Source organism: Endozoicomonas sp. ALE010 (assembly GCF_049310165.1).
In the GTDB taxonomy this organism is placed as follows: domain Bacteria; phylum Pseudomonadota; class Gammaproteobacteria; order Pseudomonadales; family Endozoicomonadaceae; genus Endozoicomonas.
Genome location: NZ_JBLYNV010000001.1, coordinates 191709 through 218293, shown reverse-complemented (window position 1 = coordinate 218293; position 26585 = coordinate 191709). Strand labels below are relative to the sequence as shown.

General features: G+C 48.0%; 22 protein-coding genes. 15 read left to right on the top strand and 7 right to left on the bottom strand.

The features are described from left to right. Window positions 1-15: 15 nt before the first annotated feature. The gene (locus ACO6UY_RS00770; RefSeq protein ID WP_422445047.1) at window positions 16-933 is read left to right on the top strand and encodes a DUF4892 domain-containing protein; all 918 of its coding nucleotides are present in this window, start codon (window positions 16-18) and stop codon (window positions 931-933) included. A gap of 207 nt (window positions 934-1140) precedes the next feature. Continuing rightward, window positions 1141-1683, top strand: a complete 543-nt coding sequence (locus tag ACO6UY_RS00765; protein ID WP_422459052.1) for a hypothetical protein — start codon at window positions 1141-1143, stop codon at window positions 1681-1683. Between the two features lie 312 nt (window positions 1684-1995). Here the strand turns inward: ACO6UY_RS00765 and ACO6UY_RS00760 are convergent, their stop codons facing one another. Then, window positions 1996-2235 carry a YecH family metal-binding protein gene (locus ACO6UY_RS00760; RefSeq protein ID WP_163372612.1) on the bottom strand — a complete coding sequence of 80 codons (240 nt, stop codon included), beginning with the start codon at window positions 2233-2235 and terminating at the stop codon, window positions 1996-1998. 198 nt (window positions 2236-2433) lie between these two features. Between ACO6UY_RS00760 and ACO6UY_RS00755 the strand changes: the two genes are divergently transcribed. Then, on the top strand, window positions 2434-3489 hold the full coding sequence (locus ACO6UY_RS00755) for an ADP-ribosylglycohydrolase family protein (RefSeq protein ID WP_422445043.1): 1056 nt from the start codon (window positions 2434-2436) through the stop codon (window positions 3487-3489). Between the two features lie 121 nt (window positions 3490-3610). Here ACO6UY_RS00755 and ACO6UY_RS00750 read toward each other — a convergent pair whose 3' ends face one another. Beyond that, complete coding sequence (locus ACO6UY_RS00750) at window positions 3611-4276, bottom strand: potassium channel family protein (protein ID WP_422445041.1); 666 nt, start codon at window positions 4274-4276, stop codon at window positions 3611-3613. A gap of 216 nt (window positions 4277-4492) precedes the next feature. Between ACO6UY_RS00750 and ACO6UY_RS00745 the strand changes: the two genes are divergently transcribed. From ACO6UY_RS00745 to ACO6UY_RS00715, 7 genes are all read left to right on the top strand, one after another. Next, the gene (locus ACO6UY_RS00745; RefSeq protein WP_422459054.1) at window positions 4493-6916 is read left to right on the top strand and encodes a DNA translocase FtsK; all 2424 of its coding nucleotides are present in this window, start codon (window positions 4493-4495) and stop codon (window positions 6914-6916) included. Between the two features lie 23 nt (window positions 6917-6939). After that, window positions 6940-7659 (top strand): outer membrane lipoprotein chaperone LolA, encoded by a 720-nt coding sequence (gene lolA / locus ACO6UY_RS00740; protein ID WP_422465916.1) that lies wholly within the window; start codon window positions 6940-6942, stop codon window positions 7657-7659. Further along, window positions 7656-8981: a replication-associated recombination protein A gene (locus ACO6UY_RS00735; protein ID WP_422488793.1), complete on the top strand. Its 1326-nt coding sequence runs from the start codon at window positions 7656-7658 to the stop codon at window positions 8979-8981. Before lolA ends, ACO6UY_RS00735 begins: the two co-directional genes overlap by 4 nt. 161 nt (window positions 8982-9142) lie before the next feature. Then, window positions 9143-9544: a fluoride efflux transporter CrcB gene (gene crcB / locus ACO6UY_RS00730; RefSeq protein WP_422445033.1), complete on the top strand. Its 402-nt coding sequence runs from the start codon at window positions 9143-9145 to the stop codon at window positions 9542-9544. A gap of 148 nt (window positions 9545-9692) precedes the next feature. Beyond that, window positions 9693-10979 carry a serine--tRNA ligase gene (gene serS, locus ACO6UY_RS00725; protein ID WP_422445031.1) on the top strand — a complete coding sequence of 429 codons (1287 nt, stop codon included), beginning with the start codon at window positions 9693-9695 and terminating at the stop codon, window positions 10977-10979. Window positions 10980-11091: 112 nt separating this feature from the next. Continuing rightward, window positions 11092-13539: a hypothetical protein gene (locus tag ACO6UY_RS00720; protein WP_422465919.1), complete on the top strand. Its 2448-nt coding sequence runs from the start codon at window positions 11092-11094 to the stop codon at window positions 13537-13539. 248 nt (window positions 13540-13787) lie between these two features. Then, a complete protein-coding gene (locus tag ACO6UY_RS00715) occupies window positions 13788-15896 on the top strand; it encodes a hypothetical protein (protein ID WP_422488791.1) in 2109 nt (702 codons plus the stop codon). 146 nt (window positions 15897-16042) lie between these two features. Here ACO6UY_RS00715 and ACO6UY_RS00710 read toward each other — a convergent pair whose 3' ends face one another. Continuing rightward, window positions 16043-17422, bottom strand: coding sequence for an MATE family efflux transporter (locus ACO6UY_RS00710; RefSeq protein WP_422445025.1), 1380 nt, complete (start codon window positions 17420-17422; stop codon window positions 16043-16045). Window positions 17423-17818: 396 nt separating this feature from the next. Between ACO6UY_RS00710 and cysG the strand changes: the two genes are divergently transcribed. After that, window positions 17819-19192: a siroheme synthase CysG gene (gene cysG, locus ACO6UY_RS00705; protein WP_422446133.1), complete on the top strand. Its 1374-nt coding sequence runs from the start codon at window positions 17819-17821 to the stop codon at window positions 19190-19192. Here the strand turns inward: cysG and ACO6UY_RS00700 are convergent. Both ACO6UY_RS00700 and ACO6UY_RS00695 read right to left on the bottom strand, forming a co-directional pair. Continuing rightward, entirely contained in the window at window positions 19178-20569 is a 1392-nt protein-coding gene (locus ACO6UY_RS00700) for a hypothetical protein (RefSeq protein ID WP_422445023.1), read from the bottom strand. The genes cysG and ACO6UY_RS00700 overlap by 15 nt on opposite strands. A gap of 44 nt (window positions 20570-20613) precedes the next feature. After that, complete coding sequence (locus tag ACO6UY_RS00695) at window positions 20614-21429, bottom strand: hypothetical protein (protein WP_422459070.1); 816 nt, start codon at window positions 21427-21429, stop codon at window positions 20614-20616. A 172-nt stretch (window positions 21430-21601) separates the two neighbouring features. Here ACO6UY_RS00695 and nfuA point away from each other — a divergent pair, with 172 nt between their 5' ends. The 3 genes from nfuA to ACO6UY_RS00680 all read left to right on the top strand — a co-directional run bounded on the left by nfuA (window position 21602) and on the right by ACO6UY_RS00680 (window position 23316). Next, entirely contained in the window at window positions 21602-22183 is a 582-nt protein-coding gene (gene nfuA / locus ACO6UY_RS00690) for a Fe-S biogenesis protein NfuA (protein ID WP_422459072.1), read from the top strand. Between the two features lie 90 nt (window positions 22184-22273). Then, window positions 22274-22762 carry a transcription elongation factor GreB gene (gene greB / locus ACO6UY_RS00685; protein ID WP_101747351.1) on the top strand — a complete coding sequence of 163 codons (489 nt, stop codon included), beginning with the start codon at window positions 22274-22276 and terminating at the stop codon, window positions 22760-22762. 158 nt (window positions 22763-22920) lie between these two features. Beyond that, a complete protein-coding gene (locus ACO6UY_RS00680; RefSeq protein ID WP_422445017.1) occupies window positions 22921-23316 on the top strand; it encodes a hypothetical protein in 396 nt (131 codons plus the stop codon). 16 nt (window positions 23317-23332) lie between these two features. Here the strand turns inward: ACO6UY_RS00680 and ACO6UY_RS00675 are convergent, their stop codons facing one another. Both ACO6UY_RS00675 and ACO6UY_RS00670 read right to left on the bottom strand, forming a co-directional pair. After that, window positions 23333-24403, bottom strand: coding sequence for a 3-deoxy-7-phosphoheptulonate synthase (locus ACO6UY_RS00675; RefSeq protein ID WP_422445015.1), 1071 nt, complete (start codon window positions 24401-24403; stop codon window positions 23333-23335). A 208-nt stretch (window positions 24404-24611) separates the two neighbouring features. Further along, window positions 24612-25382 (bottom strand): sulfite exporter TauE/SafE family protein, encoded by a 771-nt coding sequence (locus ACO6UY_RS00670; RefSeq protein ID WP_422445013.1) that lies wholly within the window; start codon window positions 25380-25382, stop codon window positions 24612-24614. A gap of 213 nt (window positions 25383-25595) precedes the next feature. Between ACO6UY_RS00670 and cysB the strand changes: the two genes are divergently transcribed. Continuing rightward, window positions 25596-26570: an HTH-type transcriptional regulator CysB gene (cysB, locus tag ACO6UY_RS00665; RefSeq protein WP_101747347.1), complete on the top strand. Its 975-nt coding sequence runs from the start codon at window positions 25596-25598 to the stop codon at window positions 26568-26570. The last annotated feature ends 15 nt before the right edge of the window (window positions 26571-26585 follow it).

The window sequence follows — 26585 nt, the reverse complement described above, 5'->3', positions numbered from 1 at the left end:
CTTGGATGGTGTTTCATGAATAAAGTGATTGTGGATATCCCGGGTCTACTGAAGACTCTTAAATCTGGCTCTTTAACCATTGCCTGCAAAATAATCAGTACCCTGCTTTGCCTGGTAATTGGCGCTTCAACCTATGCGTCGGGACTTCCAGCGTATCCTAATGCCCGCATAGAGCTTGCCATCGATGAGAACCGACAGAACCACCCGATCATTACCAATCGGATGAAGCGGGTCAACGGCGTTGTTACCTCGGATGGCGCTCAGTGGCTTGACGGGCACCTGATCAGGGACCTCTACTTTCTGCCGCCCGGGCACAGCAGCAATCAGGGCTATGAATTTTATGTCAGCCTGTTGCAAGGGGAGGGTGTTGAGACGCTGTTTGAATGCCGCAGTTTTTCCTGTGGTGCCAGTAATTTCTGGGCTAACGATGTCTTCGATATTTCCACGCTCTATGGTCAGGATAAGGAACAAGCGTTTTATATTGGGAAAAAGCTGAATGCTTTCTATACGGTCTACGCGGTGCGTCGGGGCAATGGACGCATTTATACATTGGTGGATATCTTTAAGCCCCATGACTATGAGATGGAACGTACAATCGAACAGGATGCTGGCAACAATGTCTTCAGGCTGGAACCCGGTAAATCCGGGATTGAAAAAAGTTCTGATCTGGCCTCATTTGTTACAAATATGAACATTGACTCATCAATGAATGCTCTGCTTATCATTCACAGCACGGTACCCGAGACCCTGGCAGAGCTGGATACCTGGCAGAACAAAATGGAAGTACTGCAAGAGAATATTGTTCAGCATTTAAATGAGCAGGGGATCAGCGAGTCACGACTACGCTTCAATATTTCCATTGGCACTGAAGATAATTCGCTGGACCCGGGAACAACGCCATCTTTCGGGCTTGAAATTGTGCCTTTAAATTAAAGGTCGAGTGCCATTTTCTTCAAATTGGGCTTATGTTCACGGACTTATCCGCACCTGATGATCTTTATCCGGAACTATGAGTGATTTTACAGGTCGATTTTACAGGTCGAATGTGTTCAAGCAGTGAAATAGCTGCTGATAATCAGCGATTTTAAAAGAACTCGATTTTAAAATAACTATCGTTAACTACTTTCAGATTGATCCAAAATGCAAAGCTTGCCTGCTACACCGTCAGGAGCGAATGGTTACATTAATAATCCTGGCTGTACTTTAGAAAATGATAATTGCCGTTCATCATGCCTCGGCCTGACCTGGGCCGGTGCAACTTCTACCGGTGCGGTGATTGGTTCGTGCTTACCCTTAGAAGGCACCATGGTGGCTAAAGTGTGTTTCGGTGCTCTTGCTGGTTCGGGTGTCGGTATTTTCGCAATCCTTGGAATAGGTGCCTATTTCGATGCTAAATATGGTGGCTGCTGCGGTATAATGTCTCGGGAGGCTGCTCCTGTTCACACTGATCTTTCAATTAGCAGAACAGCCCCGCAACCAGGGAGAGAGTCCATCGTGGCGGTTCAGCCCTTGCCTATGCACAACGATTCAAAGCAGACGGGATCAGACCAGGCATTGACGGTTATCAGCCTGGAGTCTAATCATTTGTTGCCAGAGCCACCTCCATCTTACGTGACGGTTATAAGCTCGCAGTTAGAGCTTCAGCCGCCACCTCCATCTTACAGAGAGATTTTTCCCAGCTAAACCATGAAGCATTAACTCGATAAAAAGTGGAGTTTACCCTGAAGCAATCAGGAGTTTATGCGATGGATGATGTAATATTGATTCAGGTCAATATGTCAGAAAAAACAATACGTATTATGGCTTACGCCTGAAGGGGAAAGAGATGGGGGGATTTCTCCAGAAAAGGCCTTTACGTCGCGGGGGAGGTGACACAAAGGCCACAAAGATGAGACAGGCAACAACAATAAAATTTTGAAACCGGTTCTTGTGACCGGTTTTTTGTTTTCTGCTCAGAAAAACTCAGATTAAAAAAAGCCCGTAAACGGGCTTTTTTTAATGACAATGGCAGTTGCAACCAATGTATTGAATGCCTTCACTGGTTTCAATCAACTTACCTTTCCCAACAAACTGATCAACCAGTTCTGCTGCTGTCAGTTCCTGTGCGGAGCAGGTGTGGTATCGGGCTTCTTCACCAAACTCTGCTGACATTGCTGTGAGGAGCGCCTCTTTACTCAGCGCAGCTTCCTGCTCTCTGATCATATTCAGTACATTGTGACCGTGTACGGATTCCATGGGCTTATTCTCATATAAATAGTGTGGACTTCAGGCAACAATACGCCGACTAATGCAATTAAATAGTCGTATATATTCGTATTAGTTTGGTATCACCATTCTGAATGCCCCTGTGTGAAATGGCAGCGAATACACTGCGGTGGTCGCTAAATTCAGCTATGTTCATGGGGTGTATACGGTTTGCAATGTGGGCTTGCTATGACTTCGACATCGACCATCAGATCATACCCTTCAAACATTGATAAACTGAGCCGGATAAAGGGTGGGGTGGCTGGCCTGCTCATTGGTGATGCCCTGGGCGTCGGCACCCACTGGTATTATGACCTGGATCAACTGGCTCAGGATTATGGCCCCTGGATTGATACTTATCAGGACCCGGCAGTTAATGGCTGCCATGGTTTTGCCAATATCAGTCATTTCCGTTATCAGCAGGGTGTCAGGGCAGGCGACGTTTCCCAGACGGGCCAGGTGATCGTATTGCTGCTTGAGTCTCTGGCCCATTGTGATGGCTTTGTACTGACAGATTTCCTTGCCCGGCTTGATGATTTCTTTGCGCCATTGTCCGGTGAGTCCTTTTCCGGGCGCTATACTGATGAATTGATGGTGGACCTGATCAGGGCACGCCGCACGGGGTTACATTGGGGGGATTCCGGGATTGCTTCGGGTTGTGACACAACCGAGGGAGCACAGTTTGTATCCCTGCTGGCCCTGGCGATTGATGACCCGGTTGAGCTGGTAGACGCTGCTGGTCAACTGCTGCAGACATTCTATCGGGAGCCTTTTATACGGCAGAATACACTGGTATTTGCCCTGGTTGTTCAGGCCATGGTCAACAGCGTTCCGCTGACCAAATTACCGGCCTGTTTAGCGGCTATGGCAAAATGCTCAGATGTGATGTCGGCAATACAGCGTTACGACCATCTACTGACTCCCGGGAATGGACAGGTGGCCTGGCAACCAGAGACCGTTCGTATAGAACCGGCCCTGCATATCAGTCAGGTTTATGGCATGGATTGCCAGCTTGTTCACCTGCTTCCCTGTGCTTACTACCTGATGCACCGCTACCCTGACCAGTTTGAGCAGGGTGTTTTGTCTGCCATTAATGGAGGCGGCAACAATATGGCCAGGGCTGCCTTAACGGGTGTGCTTCTGGGAGCGATGAATGGGCTGGAGGCGGTACCGGAGCGTTTGCTGAATGGGCTCCATAACAGTGACCGCTATTTACAGCTGGCAGACATGATGAGAGCACAGTGATGTTTCGGCAGCTATGTAGAGAATGTTTGCCGGTGAGTTTCCAGCAGAGTCTCATTGAATTTTCCCTCGTATAAGCCCTGTCGATGGCAGTTTATCCGCTGCCACCGAAACCAGGTATGCCTTATTTCCCAACAAACCGGGCAATCATTACTGTCGGACTCAATACACCCACAATCGCTTCGAGAGATACCAGGCCCTGTGCCAGAGGGCTGAGGGGCAGAATGTCACCATAACCCAGCGTAGTCAGGGTGACAAAACTGAAGTAGAGATAATCCGGCCAGCTGGAAATACCCTGATTGGCAAGATCAAATGCCCCGGGGGTAATCAGGTTCACCAGTAAATAAAGATAACTGAACGTGATGCCCGTCAGTAAATAGAAGTTAATCGCCGCTAATAGTTTCTCGGCCTGTGGCTTAATGCTGAACAGGTGCCCGATAAGCATCAGCATCATGCCCAGGTGGAACAGCATGCTGGCTATTAAGGTGAAGAAGGGGAGCCAGTTTGGCGGGTTTGGGAACTCAACCACCGCCCTGAGTATCACGATAGTGGTGCCGGTGATCTCTAACCAGAGACGGATTTTTGGACTGTTTTCCGTCAGCGATCCGAGGGTCAGAACCAGGCTGGCAATCATCAGGCAGGAAAACAGGGTGACCCCAATGGATTGGTACTCCATGACAATAGGGGAGAACAGGATGCTGCAGGTCAGGGTGATCAACAATAGACCCATTGAAACAGCCGGGTTGCGGCTCATTCGCTGTGAGAAGTCAAGAAAGGATGGTCGAAACATGGGGGATTGGCCTTGAAGGGCGCTGCCTGAAAAGAAACAGCGCTCTAAAATACCCTGCAAGCAGATCCGGGGCTACAAAAACTGTTCATTTTTACCTCATTGGTCGATGTTTGTTCTTTGTATAAGAATGGATGCAGGATTGTCCGCAGTTAAGGGCTCGTGTTATCTTCTCGGGTTAAACTACTGTGTTTATAATCAGTTATCTCAGGGAGCCGAATGGCAGGGTCCGTAAGCAAAAAGAGTCATCAGCCGGATAAGAGTCATCAACCGGATAGTGATCAATCACAAGAGCCTGTTTCCATACGACGGTGCAAGCGTACAATCCGGGGCGCAGCAGCGGCGGAAACGCTCTCATCACGAGTGCGTGAAGGCATTATGTTTGGCTGGCTGGTACTGGCCGCTTTTCTGGCATTGGCACTGGCCAGTTATGATAAGGTCGATCCCGGCTGGTCTCATGTTGGCCCGGTCAGGGATATTGCTAACAGTGCCGGCAGATTCGGGGCATGGTCAGCGGATTTGCTGCTAACCCTGTTTGGGTTTCTGGCTTGGATGGTGCCGGTTATCCTGGTGATCAAGGCGATCCGGGTTTTTCGCTACCGGCATGAAGCGGATGAATGGAATTCCTGGTTACTGCTGATTCGCAGTATGGGTTTTATTCTGTCCATTGCTTCAGGGGCTGCCCTGGCTTCACTCCATTATCATGGGTTGAGTGAACTGTTTCCCTCGTCCAGCGGCGGGATTATTGGTGAGCTGCTTATTCATCTGTTCCTGCCAGCCTTTAATGTCACCGGCAGTACACTGCTGCTGATGGCGCTGTTTCTCCTCGGCGTGACACTTTATACCGATCTTTCCTGGTTTCGTTTGATGGACAGTGTCGGCTATTGGAGCCTGCGCTTCGCCGTTTACTGCAAAGAAAAGTTGATTGCGCTGTATTTTGACTTGCAGGATAAGCTGGCCGCCAGAAAGCAGCGTGAGCCTGAGCCTGAGCAAAGCGAGCTGTCACCGGTGCAGGAGCCTGCATTAAAGCTGCAGGAAGACTCTATGCCACCGGCTCCACCGGTGGTTGAGAAGAGAGCCGAAAAGCCAAAGCCGGTAATAGTCCCTCCTCCAGCGAGGGAGAAAACGCCACCTCTGGTGGAACATACCCCGCAGGGAAGTTTACCAACCGTTTCGTTGCTCGATGAAGCCCGCCCCTCCGGCAAGGCCATGAGTCCAGAGTCTCTGGATGCCATGTCCCGGTTGCTGGAACTGAAGTTGAAAGACTTCAGTGTCGATGTCCAAGTGGTTGCTGTCCATCCAGGGCCGGTTATCACCCGTTTTGAGATTCAACCGGCACCCGGTACCAAGGCCAGTAAAATTACCAACCTGGCCAGCGACCTGGCCCGTTCTCTGGCAGTGGTCAGTGTCCGGGTGGTGGAAGTGATTCCCGGAAAGTCAGTAATGGGGATTGAGATTCCCAATGATGACCGAGAAACCGTTTTCTATAGCGAAATTATTTCATCCAGGGCTTTTGATGACGCCCAGTCTCCGGTCAGCCTTGCCCTGGGACATGATATTTCCGGTCAGCCGGTGATTGTTGACCTGGCTAAAATGCCGCACCTTCTGGTGGCCGGTACCACGGGTTCCGGTAAGTCCGTCGGTATCAATGCCATGATCCTGTCCATGCTGTTCAAGTCCAGCCCGGAAGATGTGCGGTTGATCATGATTGACCCGAAAATGCTGGAGTTGTCCATCTATGATGGCATTCCGCATCTTCTGGCACCGGTAGTGACGGACATGAAAGAGGCAGCCAATGCCCTGCGCTGGTGTGTTGCCGAGATGGAGCGTCGTTACAAGCTGATGGCACATCTGGGGGTTCGTAACATTGCCGGTTATAACCGCAAGGTGAAAGATGCCCTGGAAAGAGGGGAGCCGCACCGGGATCCCTTCTATCAGCCGGTATCAGCGGAAGATGTGGCACCAGAGTTAGGCACGCTGCCCTTTATCGTGGTCGTGGTTGATGAATTTGCCGACATGATGATGATTGTTGGTAAAAAGGTTGAAGAGCTGATTGCCCGTATTGCCCAAAAGGCTCGGGCAGCGGGTATTCATCTGATTCTGGCCACGCAGCGCCCATCCGTGGATGTGATTACCGGTCTGATTAAGGCCAACGTTCCTACTCGCATCAGTTTCCAGGTGTCCAGCAAGATTGACTCCCGAACCATTATCGACCAGGGTGGCGCTGAGCAGTTACTGGGCCACGGTGACATGCTCTATCTACCCCCGGGAACCAGTGTTCCTGTCCGAATTCACGGGGCTTTTGTTGCTGACGATGAAGTGCATCGGGTGGTGGCTGACTGGCAGCTGCGGGGAACGCCGGATTTTGTGGAAGAGATTCTCAATGGTGTCAGTGAGAGTTCGGAAGGCAGTGCATTTTCGGGCGGGCTGGATAACAATGAGCAGGATCCTCTTTACGATGAAGCCGTGGCTTTTGTTACCGAGTCACGCAGGGCGTCCATTTCTTCGGTTCAAAGGCAGCTGAAGGTAGGTTATAACCGGGCGGCCCGAATGATTGAAGCCATGGAGGCGGCAGGTGTTGTCAGCCCGGCATTGACTAACGGCAATCGTGAAGTGATTGCTTCACCACCGCCCAAGCATTAATTATCCAGATTAAGTTCCTGTTTATGATCAAGAAAACGCCGTTATTGACTGTTTTACCACTGGTTTTTGCCATCAGCATGCCAGTCTGGTCTGCTGAGCAGGCGTCAACTCATTCATCCATGCTGGCCAGGGCACAGAGCAGTACGCCGGCCAGTATAAAACATGATCAGAAAGCCGCTGATGCGCTGGCTCAAAAGCTGCAGGCCATGAATACGGTCAGTGCCAATTTTTCTCAAAGTACCATTGATAAAAGCGGACGCTCCAAAGTTGAGAAGGGGAGTATGCAACTTAAGCGGCCAAATCAGTTCCGCTGGCATATCACTTCACCGTTTAACCAGGAGATTATTGCTAAAGATGGCAAGCTCTGGATGCTTGATCCTGACTTTAAGCAGGTGGTGATTAAAAAGATGGACAATCAGTCAGGACCGACCGCCGTGCAGCTACTGAGTGGCGATGCCAGTGAGTTTCTGATGGAGTACGCGGTGACTCGAATGAACTATGGCCCGGAGGTGGTTTATACCTTGAAACCCGGTAAAGCGTCCGATCTTTTTGAAAAGCTGGAGATCCATTTTTCCAGGGAGGAGATTTCAGCCATCACGATTGTGGACTCTCTCGGTGGTAAGCGGCGAATTGATTTTACCCGGGTGAAACTCAATCAACCGGTGGACAATACACTGTTTGAACCTGACCTGCAGACATTAGAGAAGGCCGGTTTTGATATTATTGATGAGAGCAGGGTATGACCTCACTCTTTGATGCCCCTGCTTCCGGTCGCTATGAACCCCTGGCGGCAAGGATGCGCCCCGGAGTCCTCGATGAATACCTGGGCCAGGAACATATTCTTGCCAGAGGCAAGCCCCTGCGGGAAGCGCTGGAGCAGGGTATGCTCCATTCCATGATTTTCTGGGGGCCGCCCGGCGTTGGCAAGACGACGCTGGCAAGGTTGATTGCGACAAAAACCGATGCCCATTTTGAAACCCTCTCTGCCGTACTTTCCGGGGTTAAAGACATAAGGGAAGCAGTAGCAAGGGCTAAGGATGAACAGCGTTTTTACCAGCGGAAAACAGTGCTGTTTGTGGATGAGGTTCACCGGTTTAACAAGTCGCAACAGGATGCATTCCTGCCTCATATAGAAGACGGTACCGTTATTTTTATCGGGGCCACCACCGAAAACCCATCGTTTGAACTTAACAATGCATTGCTCTCAAGGGCCAGGGTCTACGTACTTAAGCCGCTGGGGGAAGAGGCCATTGGCCAACTGGTTGACCAGGCTTTGACCAATGAAGAGCGAGGTCTGGGCGGCAAGGGTATTCAGCTGGAGCAAAGCGCCAGGGATATTCTGATTCGCTATTCTGACGGCGATGGTCGCAAGGCGCTCAATACTCTGGAGGTTGCATCGGATCTGGCTGAGAACGGCATTATCACGTCTGAGGCGGTTCAGGCCATTCTTGCCGATACCGGGCGACGTTTCGACAAAGGCGGTGACGCGTTTTACGATACCATTTCAGCTTTTCATAAGTCCGTTCGCGGCTCCAATCCCGATGCCGCACTCTACTGGGCCGCTCGAATTGTTGATGGGGGAGGGGATCCTCTCTACGTGATTCGTCGGCTGGTGGCTATTGCCAGTGAGGATATTGGCAATGCTGACCCGAGAGCACTGGAGATTGTTATTAATGCCTGGCAGGCATTTGAGCGGTTGGGTGCGCCGGAAGGACTGTTGGCCATGGCCCATGCAACGGTCTATTGCGCCTGTGCACCAAAAAGTAATGCCGTTTATAAAGCCTGGAAAGCGGCATGGGACGATGTAAAAAGTCATCCATCCTATGAGGTGCCTCATCACCTGCGGAATGCACCGACTCAATTAATGGGCAGCCTTGGCTATGGTGCTGGTTATCGCTATGCCCATGATGAGTCCAATGCCTATGCGGCAGGGGAACGCTATTTTCCCGAAGAGATGGATGTGCCGGACTATTATCAGCCGAATGAGCGCGGGTTGGAAATTAAGATCAAGGAAAAGCTGGCCTGGCTGAAACGGCTTGATGAAGAGAGTACAGTAAAGCGATAGTTTTTATATTATCCAATCATATATTTATAATTTCAAATGGCCCACACAACCTGAATTACTTAACTTGTTGATTTTAGGTTGCCTGGCCTTTTGATATGGTTAGAACCGTTTCATGGCGATGACTTCAAAATTCTCTATCCCTCATCTGAAAGGAAGCTCTGATGCAATACCCGTACTTGCTGAACTACCTTGCTGTAGCAGCCGGTGGAGCCCTTGGGGCACTGGCGCGTTCTCTGGTTTATGAGTGGTATGCAAAATCCGGAAATGATCAGTTGTTTCCACTACCGACCTTAACGGTAAATATTATTGGTTCGTTGCTTATCGGGATTGGCTGGTACTGCCTGGTAGAGAAAAGCCTGCTTCCTGCGATCTGGAAAGATTTTGCCACCGTAGGCTTTCTGGGGGCATTAACCACCTTTTCTACGTTCTCACTGGATATTTTCCGGCTTTTTCAAGCTGATCGGTTGGTTGAGGCAATCGTTTATATGCTGGCCAGTGTGACTCTGTGTCTGGTTGGTACCTGGTTGGGTTATCAGGGCATACGGGTGATCCTGAACGGTTAACGGTCCTGACTTCCTGTTTATTATCTTTATCGAATGTCGCAGAGTCATGGTGTATTATCAGCAGGCTATCCGTGACAAGAATGGTAAACGTTTAAAGCGTCTGCCCGGATAAGAAAACCATCGTCCAATCAGTTAATTTGGTAGGAATATGCTAGACCCCAAAATCGTTCGCAGCAATCCTGAAGCTGTGGCGGAACAGCTGTTGAAGAAGCACTACAAACTGGATATTGAGCGTCTGGTTTCTCTGGAGGAGCGTCGCAAGTCGCTTCAGGTTAAAACTGAGCAGCTGCAGAGCGAACGTAAGTCGGGTTCCAGGGAATTTGGCAAGATCAAGGCCCAGGGCGGTGATGTTTCCGCGCTTAAAGAGCGCATGGATCAGGTGAATGCCGAACTCAAGGAAAATGAGCAGGCCCTGACCGAACTGCAGGAAGCATTGAATAACCTGCTGCTGGAAGTGCCTAACCTGCCAGACAGCTCTGTACCAGAAGGTAAAGACGAAAACGACAACGTACTGGTTCGTACCTGGGGTGAGCCACGACAGTTTGAGTTTGATGTCAAAGATCACGTTGATCTGGGTGAAGTTCTTGGCCTGGATTTCGAAGCGGCTGCTCATATTTCCGGCTCCCGATTTGCCATGCTGCGTGGCAAAATTGCCCGCCTGCACCGGGCTCTGTCTCAGTTTATGCTGGATGTTCAGACCACTGAGCACGGCTATGAAGAAGTTATTACCCCGCTGCTGGTTCATGATAAAGCCCTGTATGGCACTGGCCAGCTGCCCAAATTCGGGGAAGATCTGTTCAAAACCGCCTGTGATGATGATTCCGGTGCTGACCAGAAGCAGTTTTTCCTGATTCCTACGGCAGAAGTTACCCTGACCAACCTGGTGCGTGAACAGATTGTTGAAGCTGATCAACTGCCCATTCGTCTGACGGCTCACACGTCCTGTTTCCGAAGCGAAGCGGGCAGTTATGGTCGTGATACCCGTGGCCTGATCCGTCAACACCAGTTTGAAAAGGTTGAGATGGTGCAGATCGTCCATCCTGACAAGTCCTATGAAGCGCTGGAAGAGATGACAGGGCATGCAGAAGCCATTCTCCAGAAGCTGGGGCTGCCTTATCGCGTTGTGGCACTGTGCGGTGGCGATATGGGCTTTGGGGCTGCCAAGACCTACGACCTTGAAGTCTGGCTGCCCGCCCAGAATCAGTACCGTGAAATCTCTTCCGTCAGTAACTGTGTTGATTTCCAGGCACGTCGAATGATAGCGCGTTTCCGCAACGAATCAGGCAAGCCTGAGCTGGTTCATACGCTGAATGGTTCAGGTCTTGCCGTGGGTCGTACTCTGGTGGCGGTACTGGAGAATTACCAGGATAAGGATGGGCGTATCCATATTCCTGAAGCACTTCAGAGCTATATGGGAGGAATTAGTATTCTCTAGGAGATCAGCAGGGTGGAACGTTTGATTTCACCCTCTTAATTTACATCTAAAGTATTATCATCGATCAACTTTGTTCAAAAATTACGGTAGTCATGAACAAAAGGAGAGCGTGGTGAATAATCTTTCCGCGAGGGATCCTGTAGAGACAACTATTGATTTGGGCAGCGATGATGAATCTGATGTTTATAATGCCCATGCGGCGGCTGTTTCGAGATATCAGTCATACCTTGTAAGGCCAATTGCCAGTACATCAGGCAATTATTTATCGGGTAACCCGCAGCCTGTTGCTAATACTGATTCCTCTGGTCATGAATATGACCTTCCTTCAGGTTTTCAGAGTCACCAGAATCAGGCGGGGAGTTCTTATCAATTTATCATTAATGGCCAGACTAAAACATTTAAGTCGCTACGGTTACTGCTCCAGATTCAGCCTTTTATGGATAACTTCAGGGCGAGTACCGGAAGATATCTTTCTGATGTCCATATCCCCCCTGAGGATAGCGCACTCAAAACATTGATTCTTGAGAATGCTCGTGTTCAGCAAGTATTCTTGTTGGTGAATGACATAGAAACATTAAATGTATTCACACCAGCGGATCAAACACATGTGACGGAACAGGCAGCAGCCAGTGGATACAGGTCAGATGACTATCGTTTACCGGCAACACACAGTGGCTTGCAGCGAATGGTTGCCCGTGAAAACAGGCGGTTAAATTCAATCAGTGGTCAGATAACACCAGTACAGTATTGCCAGCCTGCTCTATCTTCGGAAAGCTCAAATCCTGCTGCTGACGTTAACAGCACTACCCGGTATTTCGGCCATATTAATGGAGAAGATAAACAATTTGATTCGATTGCTGCGTTATTATCGGAGCGGAAACTGTTACGAAACTTTCGTGATAGTGCTGAGTTATACAATGTAGGTTCAGATATTCCTATTAACCATACTGAACTGAAACACTTTATTATCAATAGACAGGATCGGTTCAATGCGTTTCTGTTAATTAATGATATTACCGCGATACCAACCACTAATACTGGTTATGGTGCTGATCATGCCGCAGCCCCTGATGCGGGGCTGGTTTCTACAATCTTTAACCCATATATGGTAAACAGTAACGATCGCAGAAACTCTATCGTTCTGCATGGTGCAGTCAGACAAATGAGATTTATACGTGATTTTCCTGCTGGCAATAAGAGTGCTTTTAAAATATCAGATGCTGGATTTTATTTATCACTGCTGGAAAAAAGGCTGTTATGTTTTACCTGTGGAGGTTCAATTAAAGAGTGGCAACAGGAGTGGGGAGTGCGCTCCCTTGATGAGGTTCATGCAAGACTTTACCCTGAGTGCTCTTTTTTGCGGGAAAAAAAAGGTGAAGGGTTTATCGAAGCCTGTCAACAACAATTAACACAAGAGCAACAACGTGTGTTAGCCCGACCTTTGGAAAGTCATCCCCATTTGTATCGCTCACCTTTGGATGTGTATCAATGGCAGCAAGAGCAGGTAGAAGTGGATTATTATAAATTTCTATCCGACTGGCGTGAAGGACGAGCACGATTGGACGGAATGACGTTACATGAATTGGTACGGGCGCAAAATCAAGCTGGCCAAAACAGTAGTAACAGACAGAGTCAGGCAGATGCCACTTCTTCTATCAAACGCAATGTTCAAAGATGTCTGCAGGCATTTCACCGTAGCTTTCTTCCTGGGTCAGCTCTTCACAATGCAATGGACAGGTTGCATGAGAAAGTTAATGCTGCTCAGAACCAAAGCTACGTGCTTAAATTAAAATTATTGCAAATCCTGCAGAATCTACTGGCACTTCGAGAAGATCAGTCGGAAGATGTAGGTGCTGAAATTGCTTCGATTATTGACGCTGCTTACGACCGGGATTGTCAGGATCATACAACAGAAATCATTGATCAAATCCAGACTCGAATGGCTTTGATTGATATCAATCGGGAGCTGGAGTTTGAGTCTGATGTTGTCCACATATTCAACCTGCTGAAGAAATTAAAATTATTTTACAACGAGTCAGTACTGTACAGTGTATTGTCTACTACAAGAGGGTTAACTGGTACTCTACTTATTGCGGGCAGTGAATCCACTGAAACAAGAGGTTACATTAAGAATCTGTTTTCCCAAAGTATCTGCCAATTCCCTGAGAATCAAATTCCACAATGTTACGGCACTGTTGGCAGGCCGCCAGCAATTGTGATGGCGGAAATTAAAAGAAAATTCACCAGCGGTATTATGAATCTGGCCGATTTTCAAAATTATATTATGGACATGTTTAACACGGATCCGGCATTACTTAATCTTTTAATAACGAAAAATGCTGAGTTTTCAGTTTGGCATGGCAAGACAGAGAGTAGCGCTGAGTTATTGATGGAACAGTACAGTCCCGATACACCAGGGCTCTCTGAGCAGGAGATTATTGAAGGTGCCGCTAACGTTGCAGATGCTCGTGCAAGGTTCATGCGTGAAGATCTTTACCAATTCATCAGCGAGAAGCTGGACATGTTCTGGGATAAGATTATTCGAGAAACATCCCGATAGTGAGATACTTCAACAGTGCATTGTCAGCACCCGGTAAAGCAGCAAAATCGCTTTAGACACTTCCTCCATCAGAGCGCAGAACAACACCCAGGCTGGCCATGTTCAAGGTGTCATCCTGAAATTTTTCGGACATCATTAAAATGGTTAGTCAATCTAACCATTTTGATAGCCACATTTGAAATCTAAAACACTATTATTAATTAATTTTGTTCAAATATTTAACGGTCATAATGAACTCAAGGAGAATCATGATGGATCATATCACACCCGGGGAGCTTACACAGAGAACTGTTCATGGGAATGAGGCGATTAATAGTAACCGTCCAGATACTGATGGTTCGAGTTATCGTCTATACGGTGTAAGGTCGATTGCCAGCCCGAACAACTATTTATTATCTGATCAGGGGGCTGTTGGTGGTGCTGATCTCCCTGAGCGCTCATTTCCACGGGATGCAGGTTTTCAGAGTCATCAACACCAGCCGGTAAGAACTTATGCATTTACTATTCATGGCCATGCTCATACATTAACTTCGCTAAGGGCATTGCTCCAAATACAGTCTTTTATGGATAACTTCAGGGGTAGCGCCGAAGTGTATCTTCCTGGTATCGATATTCCCCCTGAGGATGCTGAACTCAGGAAATTGATCCATGTGAATGAATGTATTCAGCAAGTATTTTTGTTGGCTAATGAAATAGAGACATTAAATGTAGCCGCATCATCTGATCAAACGCAATTGGTCGAACAAGCATCAGGCAGCGACTATCATTTACTGGCACCATCAGGTAGCCGACAGCGAACTGTTTCCATTGATAACCATCAAATTAATAATATTGGAACGGTGCCCTCTGACGTGGAGCCGGTTGCTACGATTTATAACCAACGTATGGCATGTGCGACAGAGCGAATGTACTCTTTCGCTAAGCACTATGCATCGAGGTGTGTAGAATTCCTGGATGATTTTCCTCATGGTAATAGAAATGCCCTTAGACTATCCGATGCAGGATTTTATTTGTCACTGGATGAAAAAAAAATATTCTGTTTCTCCTGCGGAGGCTCCATTGGAGAGTGGCAACAGGAGTGGGGAGTTAGTACCATCGATGAGGTTCATGCCAGACTTTACCCGAAATGCTCTTTTTTGCAGGAACACAAGGGCGAACATTTTATTCAAGATTGCCAGCAACAGTTACGACCCGAACAGCAACACCGGTTGGCCCAACCTTTGGAAAGTCATCCGCATTTGTATTCTTTACCCGTGAGTGATCATCAATGGCAACAAGAAGAGGCTGCAAGATCCGAGCGGGAAGCTGTGTTTAACTTGTATAATGGACAAACACTAGTGGATGGAATGACTGTACCTGAAATTCTGCGTCAAAACAGGGTTCATACTCAACGTGCCCAACAGAGTTGGGGCAGGCAAAGTCACTATCAGCCTGGTGCCACCTCTGCGATCGAAAGCAATATTCAAAGATGCCAGCAGGAATTACACAGTAGCTTTCCCGTTGATTCTGAACTTCACCACGCAATAGACAGGCTGCATGGAAAAGTGAATGCAGCCAGAGACCGAAACAATCAGCTTAAATTGAGCTTATTACAAATCCTGGAACATCTGATAACACTCCCGGAAGATCTGCGGGCAGATACCGGTGCTGAAATCACTGAGATGATTGACGCTGCTTATGACCATGATTGTCAGGATCATACTTCGGAAATCATCGATCAAATCAAAACGAGAATGGCTTTCATTAATATCAGGCGGGAGCTGGAGGCAGGGCATGATATTGTTCAGATATTCGACTTGTTGAAGAAGTTAAAATTATTTTTTAATGAGTCAGTACTCTACAAAGCCATGTCTACTACAAGCAAGAGTGATGGAACTCTTCTTGTAGAAGCCAGTGAATCCACTGAGATAAGAGGGCGTATCAAGAATCAATTTTCCCGAAGTATTTGTCAATTCCCGGAGAATCATGTTTTTCAGCGTTTTGGAGAAATTGGTAAACTGAAGCCGGAAGTGATGGATGAACTTGAAATAAAATTCATCAGAGGCATCAGGAATAAAGCCGATTTTCAGAATTATATTGTTGACATGTTTAAAACTGAGCCTCAATTACTTGATCTTTTAAGAAAGGGAAACGCTGAATTTTCAGTTTGGCATGGTAAGACAGAGAGCAACACCGAGTTATTGTTGGAACAGTACAGTCCGGATAACCAGGGACTCTCTGAACAGGAGATTATTGAAGGCGCTGCTGGCGTTGCAGATTCTCGCAGAAGGTTCATGAATGAGGATCTTGAACAATTCATCAGCGAGAAGGTGGACTCTTTTTGGGCGGAGATTCTTCAGAAAACATCCAGACCATGAGCAAGTCGCCCTGGTGCAGAAAAGCGTTAATACCCGTACACCCCGTTCATCCTGAGCTTGTCGAAGGATGGTGCCACCGTACTTCGACAAGCCTCAGACGAATGGTATGGGTAACAACGCTTAGCCTCCTAGCCAGGGCGATTGGTTTAGCATTCAACTGTGAGATTCTTCAACCAGTATTTTGCCAGCACCCGGTAAAGGACCAGAATTGCTTTAGTCACTTCTTCCATCAGAGCGCAGATAAACACCAGATGCAGTGGCCAATGCCAGATATTCACCGCTGCCCAGGTCAGCGGTACACCGACAAACCACATACCAATAATATTGATGGCTGCCGTGGCTTTCACATCGCCGCCGCTGCGCAGTACACCAACAATCCCGGTCAGATTGATGACCCGGATGCATAGGGCAAATCCGGCAATAATGAGCACCTCACTGGCCATTTTCAAGGTGTCACCCTGAAATTTGCCGAACATTCCGACGATCTGCTCATTGAAAATCAGGGTAACAACGCCGATTACCAGGGCGGTGGCCGGGGCGACCAGCATAAAATAACGGCTCTGTTTCCAGGCCAGCTCAAATTCTCCAGCGCCGAGCTCCTTCCCGAGTATGATTGAGGTAGCGATAGCGAACCCGATAAACAGGGAAATCAGCACGCCTTCAACGGAAGAGATGGCGCTCATCACCGCCAGCTCAACAACCCCCATCTGGGCAAACATCAGGTTGTAAAGCACCAGGCCAAATGACCAGAGGCCGTCCTGAATCAGCATGGGAACACAGATGCCGATGTATTTCATCCAGTGTTTACGACTCTTGCATTGCAACAGGTCAGCTTTTACCGGTTTGAGCCCCGGGCGAACCTCAAGGATGTAATAGATAAGCAAGCCCACCTGAATCAACCGGGAAATGGTTGTCCCCCATGCCGAACCGGCAACCCCAAGGGCTGGAAAGCCAAAATGGCCATAGATCAGCATATAATTAAACAGCACATTCATAAGAATGGTGATAAAACCGATGCGTGTCGGTGTTTTTGCGTCGTTATTGGTTCTCAGCAGGGCTTCCAGCGGGATGGTGACCGCTATGCAGAGAAAGGAGGGCGCTGTGATGAATAAATAGCTGCTGCCCAGAGCCTTCAGCGTGAGGTCTTCACTGATCAGGCCCATGATCTGTTCTGGAAAGAGCAGGTAGACAATGGCAAATGGGGTGGTGATGGCCAGTGTGGCAATGATCGTCTGAACCAGCGTCCTACGCAAACCATCCATATTTCGGGCACCGATATACTGCGCCGCCAGAATGCTCATGCCACTGCCCAGGGCAGCGATCAGAATCAGGTTAAAGAAGAAAATCCGGTTGCCCATGCCGACCGCAGCAACTTCTGTTTCACCCAGCATGGAGACCATGAAGATATCGATCAATCCAAGCATTGAGAACATCATGGATTGCAGGGAGATAGGCAGTGCCAATTGCCAGAGATTGCGCAGGAAGTCCCTGTTTGGGGCTGGGTTTTCAATAGTTTGACTGGTCATAAAGCGACTAACAATGATAGGGGCCTGAAGCGCGTTTCAATCCGTGAAAGAGGGGGGTAGTCTCATTCGGATATAAACAGCCATGAACTGTATAGCATTCTCTTTATGGTTATGTCGGAGTGATGCAATAACAGTATAAAAAGCTATATCGTCATATTTACTATCAACTGTACTATTATAGTCGTATAAGTGAGAAGTCAGATTTTTCCCTATCCTCCGTTCAGCTTCCGGCTTTTTATAACTTTTAATAATAAAAGATAAGAAAATATTGTTATCTTTATTCTGTCGTAGGCTGGTAAACTCGGCCCATAGATGGTTCGGCCAGCGAACCGCAGGCTTACATCATTTGTGCCTGCAACCTTATGTCAACAGAGCTATATCAATAACGAGAAAAACATGGACTATCTGCCATTATTTCTACAGGTACGTAACCAGCGTTGTCTGGTGGTGGGTGGTGGCGATATCGCCCTGCGTAAAATCAGGCTTCTCAACGCCTCTGGTGCCAATATTCGAGTGGTGGCCAGAGAGATATCGGCAGAAATTCGTGAGTTTCTTGCCAGCGGTGAGCACCAATTGCTGGAAAAGCCCTTTGAAAACCATGACCTGAACGATGTCTGTCTGGTCATTGCGGCAACGGATGATGAGGGTGTTAACCGCCAGGTAGCCAGGATGGCACAGCAGCGACAGCTGTTTGTTAATGTGGTGGATGACGCACAAGCCGGTAATGCGGTAATGCCGGCGATTGTTGATCGCTCTCCGGTGGTGGTTGCCTTTTCCACCGGTGGTAAAGCACCGGTTCTGGCCCGTCTGCTGCGGCAGAAACTGGAGACGCTGTTGCCCCGGGGATATGGCCGTCTGGCGGCACTGGCAGGTGAGTGTCGCGATATGGTCAAGGCCCGGTTCAGTGAGATCAATGACCGCCGGTATTTCTGGGAGAATGTGTTGGCAGGTCCTGCTGCGGAAAAGGCGCTGACAGGTGATCTGCAGGGAGCCCGGAGTTTGATTGAACAGACCCTGGCCAACACATCGGAGCAGAAAACCGGCGAAGTGTATCTGGTGGGCGGAGGCCCGGGTGATCCAGATCTGCTGACATTTAAAGCACTGCGGTTAATGCAGCAGGCGGATGTTGTGCTGCATGATCGGCTGGTGTCTGAAGATGTTCTGGCACTTTGTCGTCGGGATGCAGATTATATCTACGTTGGTAAAAAGCGGGATCGACACACACGACCCCAGGAAGAGATCAATGCCCTGCTGGTCGCATTGGCCAAAGAGGGCAAGCGGGTTTTGCGGTTGAAGGGTGGCGACCCCTTTATCTTTGGTCGTGGTGGTGAAGAGATTGAAACGCTGGCCAGTGAGGGTATTCCTTTCCAGGTGGTGCCTGGTATTACTGCCGCTTCCGGCTGTGCCAGTTATGCCGGTATTCCCCTGACCCACCGGGATCACGCCCAGTCTGTCCGCTTTGTCACCGGGCATCTGAAAGATGGCAGCTACGCCTTGAACTGGCAGGAAATGCTGGACCCCGGTCAAACGCTGGTGTTCTACATGGGGTTGCTGGGGCTTCCCCGCATCAGCCGGGAGTTAATGGATCATGGAAGGAATCCGCAGACGCCCATAGCCTTGATTCAACAGGGTACTACTAGGAATCAACGGGTCTTTACCGGAACTCTGGCCACCATTAATAAAATTATTGAGTCCGAAAAGGTAAAGGCTCCGACAATAATCATTATTGGCAGTGTGGTTAGCCTTAGAGACAAATTAAGATGGTGTTAGCCTGTTTTTTGAAAGCTTGTATTGAACATGAAATACAGGTGATGAAAAATCCCTGCAAAGTTCATATGGTCGAGCTGATGGCCTGATTAGATAATTGATTCCATCTATGGTTGTGAAGAATTTATAGTTGCTTTGGCAGATCTCCTCCTGGTTCTCTGGTTTACAATTGCTATCCCGGAACTCCCTATTGGTTGCAAAACGATTTCTGGCAGCATAACGATAAATTGGCAGATACAACTTGTCAGAATCAGGATTTACTTCAATGAAATCATGCTTGATATATTCAGGCTGTAACTTAGCTGACATTGGCCGTGGTGTCATCTTATAACCACTGATTTCATCACGGTTAAAAGGCACGTGTAGCTTTGTTAGCAAGCTGTAATCATAAGGGGTAACTTTTCTGATTATTTCTGGCGACTTAATCAATGTATAACCATATCGGGTTTCTGCTGCGGGCATGATATAAAGGCAGTTTTCTATATGGCATTTGTCATGTCTTATATCTTTCATTATTGTTTTCTTAAACATTGGATATTGGTGGTCCAGAAAACAGGAAAATGGACTGTCATTTTCCAGAGACAGGATATTTATATCTGGTTTAATGAATATGGCCAGTATGGTGACTGGGTTTCCTTTATTATAACCTTTATGGAGGTAACCCCTGGCGGCAGCGATGCTTGGCGTACTGTATAAGCCAATACCATAGGCCTGACCCTGTTGATTGATAGTTTTAGGGTCAAAAATTTTCTCTTTCAGGATAGAATTTCTGCTGCGGCCCATTTCGTCATTGACACAAGTGAATTTGCCTGCCCGGAAAAAAATATTCGTACCTGCTGTTTTTGGGCAATATTCACTATGTACAAAACTTTTTATTGCCATTTCGGTGGTTATATTAAATTCCGTAAATAATGAGATTGTCCGTAAGTCCTCATTAATATTTCTGAATAACGTATTCTCAAACTTGCGTAGTAGATAATTCGACCTCACTTTAAAGCGTTCAAAAATAAAATTGGATATATCTTCCTGGCTGAGAAGATATATTTTATGGCCTCTCAGGGTTTGGCATTCAATATTTATAATATCGAGCAGGATATTTGCTGCCTGTTCACTTGCCTCAGGTTTAAGAAAAGACCGTATTTGCGACAGTATTATACTGCGTTGCGACAGGTTGCTGCAAAATGGAGTTTCTCTGGTGTCCAGATTCATTGCAGGTTCATTGGAACCTGAACCAGGAATAACATGGCGGTTGCCAAAACATGAACTTTGATCAACGGTTTTGGTGTTGCTGGTTCTGAAGGAAGTGGGCGCTGGGTCAGGATCTAAGGAAAAGGGGTTCATTGGCTTACACTCATCTAAATGGTTTTTGGTATATTCCATCCGCTCAAGGAATATACCATGCCAATTAAATATCCGAAGTAGATCTAGTCAGACAATGCTGTTAATGGATCTGGATAAACAAACTGATAGTTCAGCGCTTTCTTCAATTTATCGCAATTCACCAGGCGATAGGGCATGGGTTTGTCAATAAAAACGGGCGGCTCAATGCCCATGATTTCGCAGGACCGGGTATAGAGTTGACGACGGGTAGGGTGCTCATCCGCTGAGGCGTTAAAGACTTCCCCAAACAGATTTTTAGCAATAATCTGCCCGATGATTTGCAAACAGTCTTCCCGGTGTATCATATTCACCGGATCATCAGCGCCGCCCAGCTCTCTGCCGGAAAAGTAGCGCCCTGGCTGATATTCACCGCCAATAAGGCCTGAGAAGCGAAGCACCGTGGTTTTCAGGTCGTCATGGTCCGTGAACAGCTGCTCAATATCCAGCCAGGCAGTATCAGAGAAGGGGGACTCAATGCGAACGGCATCGTCTTCCGTTACTTCAACGTTATTTTGCGGGTAAACGGAGGTGGCACTGATCAGAATAATTTTTTTAACCCGGGACTGCTCAATACGGCTAAGCAGTGCCTTCATCTGGCGAAGGTAAAAGTGGGGTTGGCCATCGCCTTTTCCGGGTGGAATATTGATAAAGAGAATATCGGTATCCAGAAACGAGTCAATATCACCCTCAGGCTCTGGTGAAAGACCGATAATATAAGGCTTCATGCCAACCGCAGAAATAGCTCCCAGCTTTTCCTCCCGGGTGGTTGATCCCTTGACTGGATAGCCATCTTTTACCAGTCGTTCGCCCAATGGCATGCCCAGCCAGCCACAACCCAGAATGCTGATGGTTTCTTTCATTATCGGTCTCTTGCTTGTCGAGGAAAAGGACGATGAATTGCAAATGCGAACTATTCTCCCCGATTGTTCCCATAAATGAAACCGTTTTGAATAACCGAGTTGCCAGGTAGGGATTCTCTGAAGCGCCCCAATGACATAGAATAGCCCTGAAGTTAATAGAGGAAGTGTTGCGTTGAACATTACATTCACTGAAGCCGCACAGAAGTATCTTGCCCAATTATTAGAAAAACAGGGGGTTGAGGGGATTGGTGTACGCCTGTTTGTCAGCAACCCCGGCACGCCCCATGCGGAAACCTGCCTGGCCTATTGCAAGCCAGGGGAAGAGAAAGAGGGTGATCTGACGCTGGAGCTTGAGTATTTCAACTGCCATGTTGAAAGCACCAGTGAGCCATTTCTTGAAGAAGCGGTGGTTGATTTTGCTGAAGACAAGCTGGGTGGTCAGCTGACCATCAAGGCACCCAACGCCAAGATGCCCAACGTTAATGAAGACAGCCCTCTGGATATGAAGATCAACTACTTCCTGCAAATGGAAGTGAATCCCGGGCTGGCTTCCCACGGTGGCGTGGTATCCCTGGTGGAACTGGATGATGGCATTGCTGTTCTGCAGTTTGGCGGTGGTTGCCAGGGCTGCGCTGCGGTCGATATGACCCTCAAGGATGGTGTTGAAAAAACACTGATGGAGCGTATTCCGGAGCTGAAAGGCGTTCGTGATGTGACGGATCACAGTAATACTGAGAATGCTTTTTACAAATAAGGCAGATCAATAGAGGGAGGTGGCATCCACTTCCTTTCTCCGTTTTTTCAATGTTGTTTCAATTTTACCGTTGGTGTTCGGTGCCACCTTATGAAGTCTCCCCTTATTACCCGTGCCGGGAAAGAAAATCTTGAGCAGGAGCTTCAGTATCTGTGGCGAATTAAGCGCCCTGAAGTCACGCAGGCTGTTTCTGAGGCTGCTGCGCTTGGGGATCGCAGTGAGAATGCGGAATATAAAGAGGGCAAGCGACAGCTTCGGGAAATTGACCGACGCATACGCTACCTGACCAAGCGGCTTGAAATCCTGAAGGTTGTCGATTATTCGCCAGAGCAGGAAGGCAAGGCTTTTTTCGGTGCCTGGGTTGAGCTGGAAAGCGAAGAAGGTGAAATACTCCATTGTCGTATAGTGGGTGCCGATGAGATAGATGTGAAAAACAACCACATTACCATCGATTCCCCCATGGCCAGGGCAATGGTTGGGCGTCAGGTAGACGATGAAGTGGTGGTCAATGCACCGGGTGGACGCAAGATCTGGTTGATCAATAAAATACAATATCAGCCTTTTTCTGATGTTGAATAGGGAAAGCTATGGTTTTTCACGTTTTATTAATGGTATTTTTACCCTCTATTGAAAAAAAGGGTAAAGATACCGGTATAACTCTCTGAAATAATGGTGTATCTTCTCCCGCCTTTTTGAAATCCCAAGCTCATTTACTCACCCGGTAGTCCGACGGAACAGTGAAGCGTTATAAACAGGCCATTTTATCCAATTTTTTTGTCACCGAAGACGGCAGTGCTGTTCGCCATCTGGTTGAGGCAAATCTGGATATTGAGTCAAGAAGTGACCGTACGCTTTGTACCGAAGTCCTGAACAGTGACTGTCGCTACGAGGTGCTGGTTAATGGCCATCTATCCACGGTCTGCATGATCTGCTCAGCGATTCTTGATCGAAGAATCAGTAATATGCCGGTGGAACGTAAAGTCAGTTATGGCAAAAAGCAGACGATGGAGATCTTTACACCACCGGATACCCAGTTATCGCTTCCGGGTGTGGTTGAGCCTGTTCAGGTTGAAGAGGATAACAAGATCAACTCAATAGACGAACAGCCCGAGCAAATCGAGCTGTTTATGTGAGAAAAATCAGGTCTGACTAGCGACGACCCGGCAGAACATCCTTCAATTTATCCCTGATGCTGCGCAGCGTCTTCTCTGTGGTTTTCCAGTCAATACAGGCATCAGTAATAGAAACACCGTATTGCAGGTCGTTCAGGTTGTCAGTCATTTTCTGATTGCCCCAGCCAATATTGCTTTCCACCATCAGACCGACAATGGATTGATTGCCTTCAATGATCTGGTTGGTCACATTCTCCATAACCAGCGGTTGCAGGGCAGGGTCCTTATTGGAGTTGGCGTGGGAACAATCCACCATGATATTTGGCTTGATGCCGGCTTTTTCAAGCGCCTTTTCACACAGTGCAACACTGACAGAATCGTAGTTTGGCTTGCCGTTACCGCCACGCAGAACAATGTGGCCGTAGGGGTTGCCTTTGGTATGGGTAACAGCCACTTGCCCCTGGCCATTCAGCCCGAGAAACCGGTGTGGACTGGAAACAGACTGCAGGGCATTGATCGCGACTTCCAATCCGCCATCGGTGCCATTTTTAAAGCCAACGGCCGAGGACAGGCCGCTGGCCATTTCGCGGTGAGTCTGCGACTCAGTGGTTCTGGCTCCTATTGCAGACCAGGCAACCAGGTCCTGAAGATATTGAGGCGAAATCGGGTCCAGTGCTTCTGTAGAGGCAGGAATGCCCATTTCGGCAACATCCATTAACAGGCGACGACCGATATGCAGGCCTTCTTCAATTTTAAATGAGTCATTCAAATGCGGGTCATTGATCAGGCCTTTCCAGCCCACCGTGGTTCTTGGCTTTTCAAAATAGACACGCATCACCAGATACAATGTGTCTTTCAGCTCTTCACTGAGGGCTTTCAGCCGTTGGGCATAATCTTTCGCCGCAGCAACATCGTGGATTGAGCAGGGGCCTATGACGACAAACAGGCGATGGTCTTTGCCATCGAGAATATCCCTGATTACTTCACGGCTTTCAGAAACCGTTTTTGCTGCTGCCTCAGTCATCGGAATCACAGCCTTAAGGCGTTCCGGACTCAACAGAACTTCCTGAGATTGAATATTAAGGTCTTCAATGGGTAATACAGCCATGTGCGCGGTCCCGTTTTTTTAATAAGACTGGTTTAAAATCTCCTGATCAGTGGCCTGAGCCCCTGATGCCAGATGAAAATATGGCACCCATACTGACAGATAGTCACCTCACCCTGTATAAAGCCCTGGTAATTATGGGTTTTCCATTGGCCTGGTGAGGGTTTTCCACTTTATTCAAACTGACACAGGGCTGCAACCCTGGATAGGGTTAAAAAAGGTATTTCAGGCCCAGTCCGAGCAAAATAATGGCCAATATGATGCGCATGAAGGTATCCGGTAGCTTCATGCCGACACGGGTTCCTACATAGATAGCAGGGATAGAGCCAATCAACAGGCTGCCTAACAGCACAAAATCGACATTACCCAGCCAGATATGGCCAAAGCCTGCCAGCAACGTTAACGGTACTGCGTGAGCCAGGTCGCTACCCACTACCTTGACGGGTTTCAGCAGCGGATAGAGCAGGACAATAGCGGCAGTGCCCAGTGCTCCGGCCCCCACCGATGAAAGTGTGACCAGAACCCCGAGGAATATACCGGCAATAAATGTTAAAGGTGTCTGATATTTCTGTGGAATCATCGAGACACCTGAGAGCTGTCTTCTTTTCAAAAAAGGACTCATAAATAGCGACAGCGCAGTGAGGGTTAACATTATCCCAAGGCATAGTGTAAGGATCGGGCTATAATCAGCGCTTCTGTCAAAAAAAAACTTGAGCAGCACAATTGTCAGGACTGTGGCAGGAAGACTGCCAGCACAGAGCGTTTTGACCAGTGTCCAGTCAATACTTTTCTGACGATGATGGACAATGACTCCGGTTGACTTGGTAATGGCTGCATACATCAGATCCGTTCCAATGGCGATATGAGCCGGAAAGCCAAACATTAACAGCAGTGGTGTCATCAATGAACCACCGCCGATACCTGTCAGGCCAACCGCAAAACCAACGCCGGCACCGGTGGCAATATATGTTAGAAAATCCATAAGCATCCCAAAATCTATGGTCTAAAGTTATAACTAGCCAAGGCGATGTTTGAAAATATTGACTAAAAATTGATGATTCGCTGGTAACTATATTGACTGGCTTGTATTCTGGAAAAGAATTTAATGTCATTCTTTTATGCTTTATAGAACTAACGGATCCTGTTTCAATCTATTCATTTTTGTCAGCACAACCTGCCCGACCGGAGGCCATCAATGAAGCTGCAACAACTGCGCTATATCTGGGAGGTCGCCCACCACGATCTCAACGTATCAGCTACAGCGCAGAGTCTATACACTTCTCAGCCCGGTATAAGCAAACAAATCCGGCTTTTGGAAGATGAACTTGGCGTTGAGGTTTTTGCCCGAAGTGGCAAGCATCTCACCCGCATTACCCCGGCCGGTGAGAAAATCATTGATACAGCCGGTGAGATCCTTAGAAAAGTTGAGTCGATCAAGCAGGTTGCCCAGGAATTCAGTGACGAGCGAAAGGGCAGTCTGTCCATTGCCACAACCCACACGCAGGCTCGCTATGCCCTGCCGGGCATTATCCGGCAGTTTATTGGCCAGTATCCCGATGTTGCCCTTCATATGCATCAGGGCACTCCCATCCAAATTGCCGAAATGGCAGCAGACGGTTCCGTTGACTTTGCTATCGCAACGGAAGCGCTGGATCTGTTCAATGATCTGGTGATGATGCCATGCTATCGCTGGAATCGCTGTGTTCTTGTACCCAGGGATCATCCTCTAACCCAGGTATCTGAATTGAGCCTGAAAGATATTGCCCGTTATGCCCTGGTCACCTACGTTTTCGGATTTACGGGTCGCTCCAAGCTGGATGAAGCCTTTATGAATGAAGGGTTATCACCCAGGGTAGTGTTTACTGCCACTGACGCTGACGTGATCAAAACCTATGTGCGCCTTGGGCTGGGCGTCGGGATCATTGCCAAAATGGCTTATGACCCTGAACTGGATTCTGACCTTGTACCCCTGAATGCTGATCACCTGTTTGAGCCAAGCATTACCAAGATCGGGTTCCGGCGTGGTACTTTCCTGCGTGGATTTATGTACGACTTTATTGAAGAGTTTGCCCCTCACCTGACCAAAGATGTGGTTCAGGAAGCAATCCTTCGTCATAACAAGGCGGAAGTGGATGAACTCTTTTCACATGTTCAGCTACCAAACCAGTAACTACCTTATAAGCGG

Bases quoted from the DNA above. Each gene is read 5' to 3' on its own strand.
- ACO6UY_RS00770 (WP_422445047.1), top strand. From the start codon at position 16: ATGAATAAAGTGATTGTGGATATCCCGGGTCTACTGAAGACTCTTAAA.
- ACO6UY_RS00765 (WP_422459052.1), top strand. From the start codon at position 1,141: ATGCAAAGCTTGCCTGCTACACCGTCAGGAGCGAATGGTTACATTAAT.
- ACO6UY_RS00760 (WP_163372612.1), bottom strand. From the start codon at position 2,235: ATGGAATCCGTACACGGTCACAATGTACTGAATATGATCAGAGAGCAG.
- ACO6UY_RS00755 (WP_422445043.1), top strand. From the start codon at position 2,434: ATGACTTCGACATCGACCATCAGATCATACCCTTCAAACATTGATAAA.
- ACO6UY_RS00750 (WP_422445041.1), bottom strand. From the start codon at position 4,276: ATGTTTCGACCATCCTTTCTTGACTTCTCACAGCGAATGAGCCGCAAC.
- ACO6UY_RS00745 (WP_422459054.1), top strand. From the start codon at position 4,493: ATGGCAGGGTCCGTAAGCAAAAAGAGTCATCAGCCGGATAAGAGTCAT.
- lolA (WP_422465916.1), top strand. From the start codon at position 6,940: ATGATCAAGAAAACGCCGTTATTGACTGTTTTACCACTGGTTTTTGCC.
- ACO6UY_RS00735 (WP_422488793.1), top strand. From the start codon at position 7,656: ATGACCTCACTCTTTGATGCCCCTGCTTCCGGTCGCTATGAACCCCTG.
- crcB (WP_422445033.1), top strand. From the start codon at position 9,143: ATGCAATACCCGTACTTGCTGAACTACCTTGCTGTAGCAGCCGGTGGA.
- serS (WP_422445031.1), top strand. From the start codon at position 9,693: ATGCTAGACCCCAAAATCGTTCGCAGCAATCCTGAAGCTGTGGCGGAA.
- ACO6UY_RS00715 (WP_422488791.1), top strand. From the start codon at position 13,788: ATGATGGATCATATCACACCCGGGGAGCTTACACAGAGAACTGTTCAT.
- ACO6UY_RS00710 (WP_422445025.1), bottom strand. From the start codon at position 17,422: ATGACCAGTCAAACTATTGAAAACCCAGCCCCAAACAGGGACTTCCTG.
- cysG (WP_422446133.1), top strand. From the start codon at position 17,819: ATGGACTATCTGCCATTATTTCTACAGGTACGTAACCAGCGTTGTCTG.
- ACO6UY_RS00700 (WP_422445023.1), bottom strand. From the start codon at position 20,569: ATGGAATATACCAAAAACCATTTAGATGAGTGTAAGCCAATGAACCCC.
- ACO6UY_RS00695 (WP_422459070.1), bottom strand. From the start codon at position 21,429: ATGAAAGAAACCATCAGCATTCTGGGTTGTGGCTGGCTGGGCATGCCA.
- greB (WP_101747351.1), top strand. From the start codon at position 22,274: ATGAAGTCTCCCCTTATTACCCGTGCCGGGAAAGAAAATCTTGAGCAG.
- ACO6UY_RS00675 (WP_422445015.1), bottom strand. From the start codon at position 24,403: ATGGCTGTATTACCCATTGAAGACCTTAATATTCAATCTCAGGAAGTT.
- ACO6UY_RS00670 (WP_422445013.1), bottom strand. From the start codon at position 25,382: ATGGATTTTCTAACATATATTGCCACCGGTGCCGGCGTTGGTTTTGCG.
- cysB (WP_101747347.1), top strand. From the start codon at position 25,596: ATGAAGCTGCAACAACTGCGCTATATCTGGGAGGTCGCCCACCACGAT.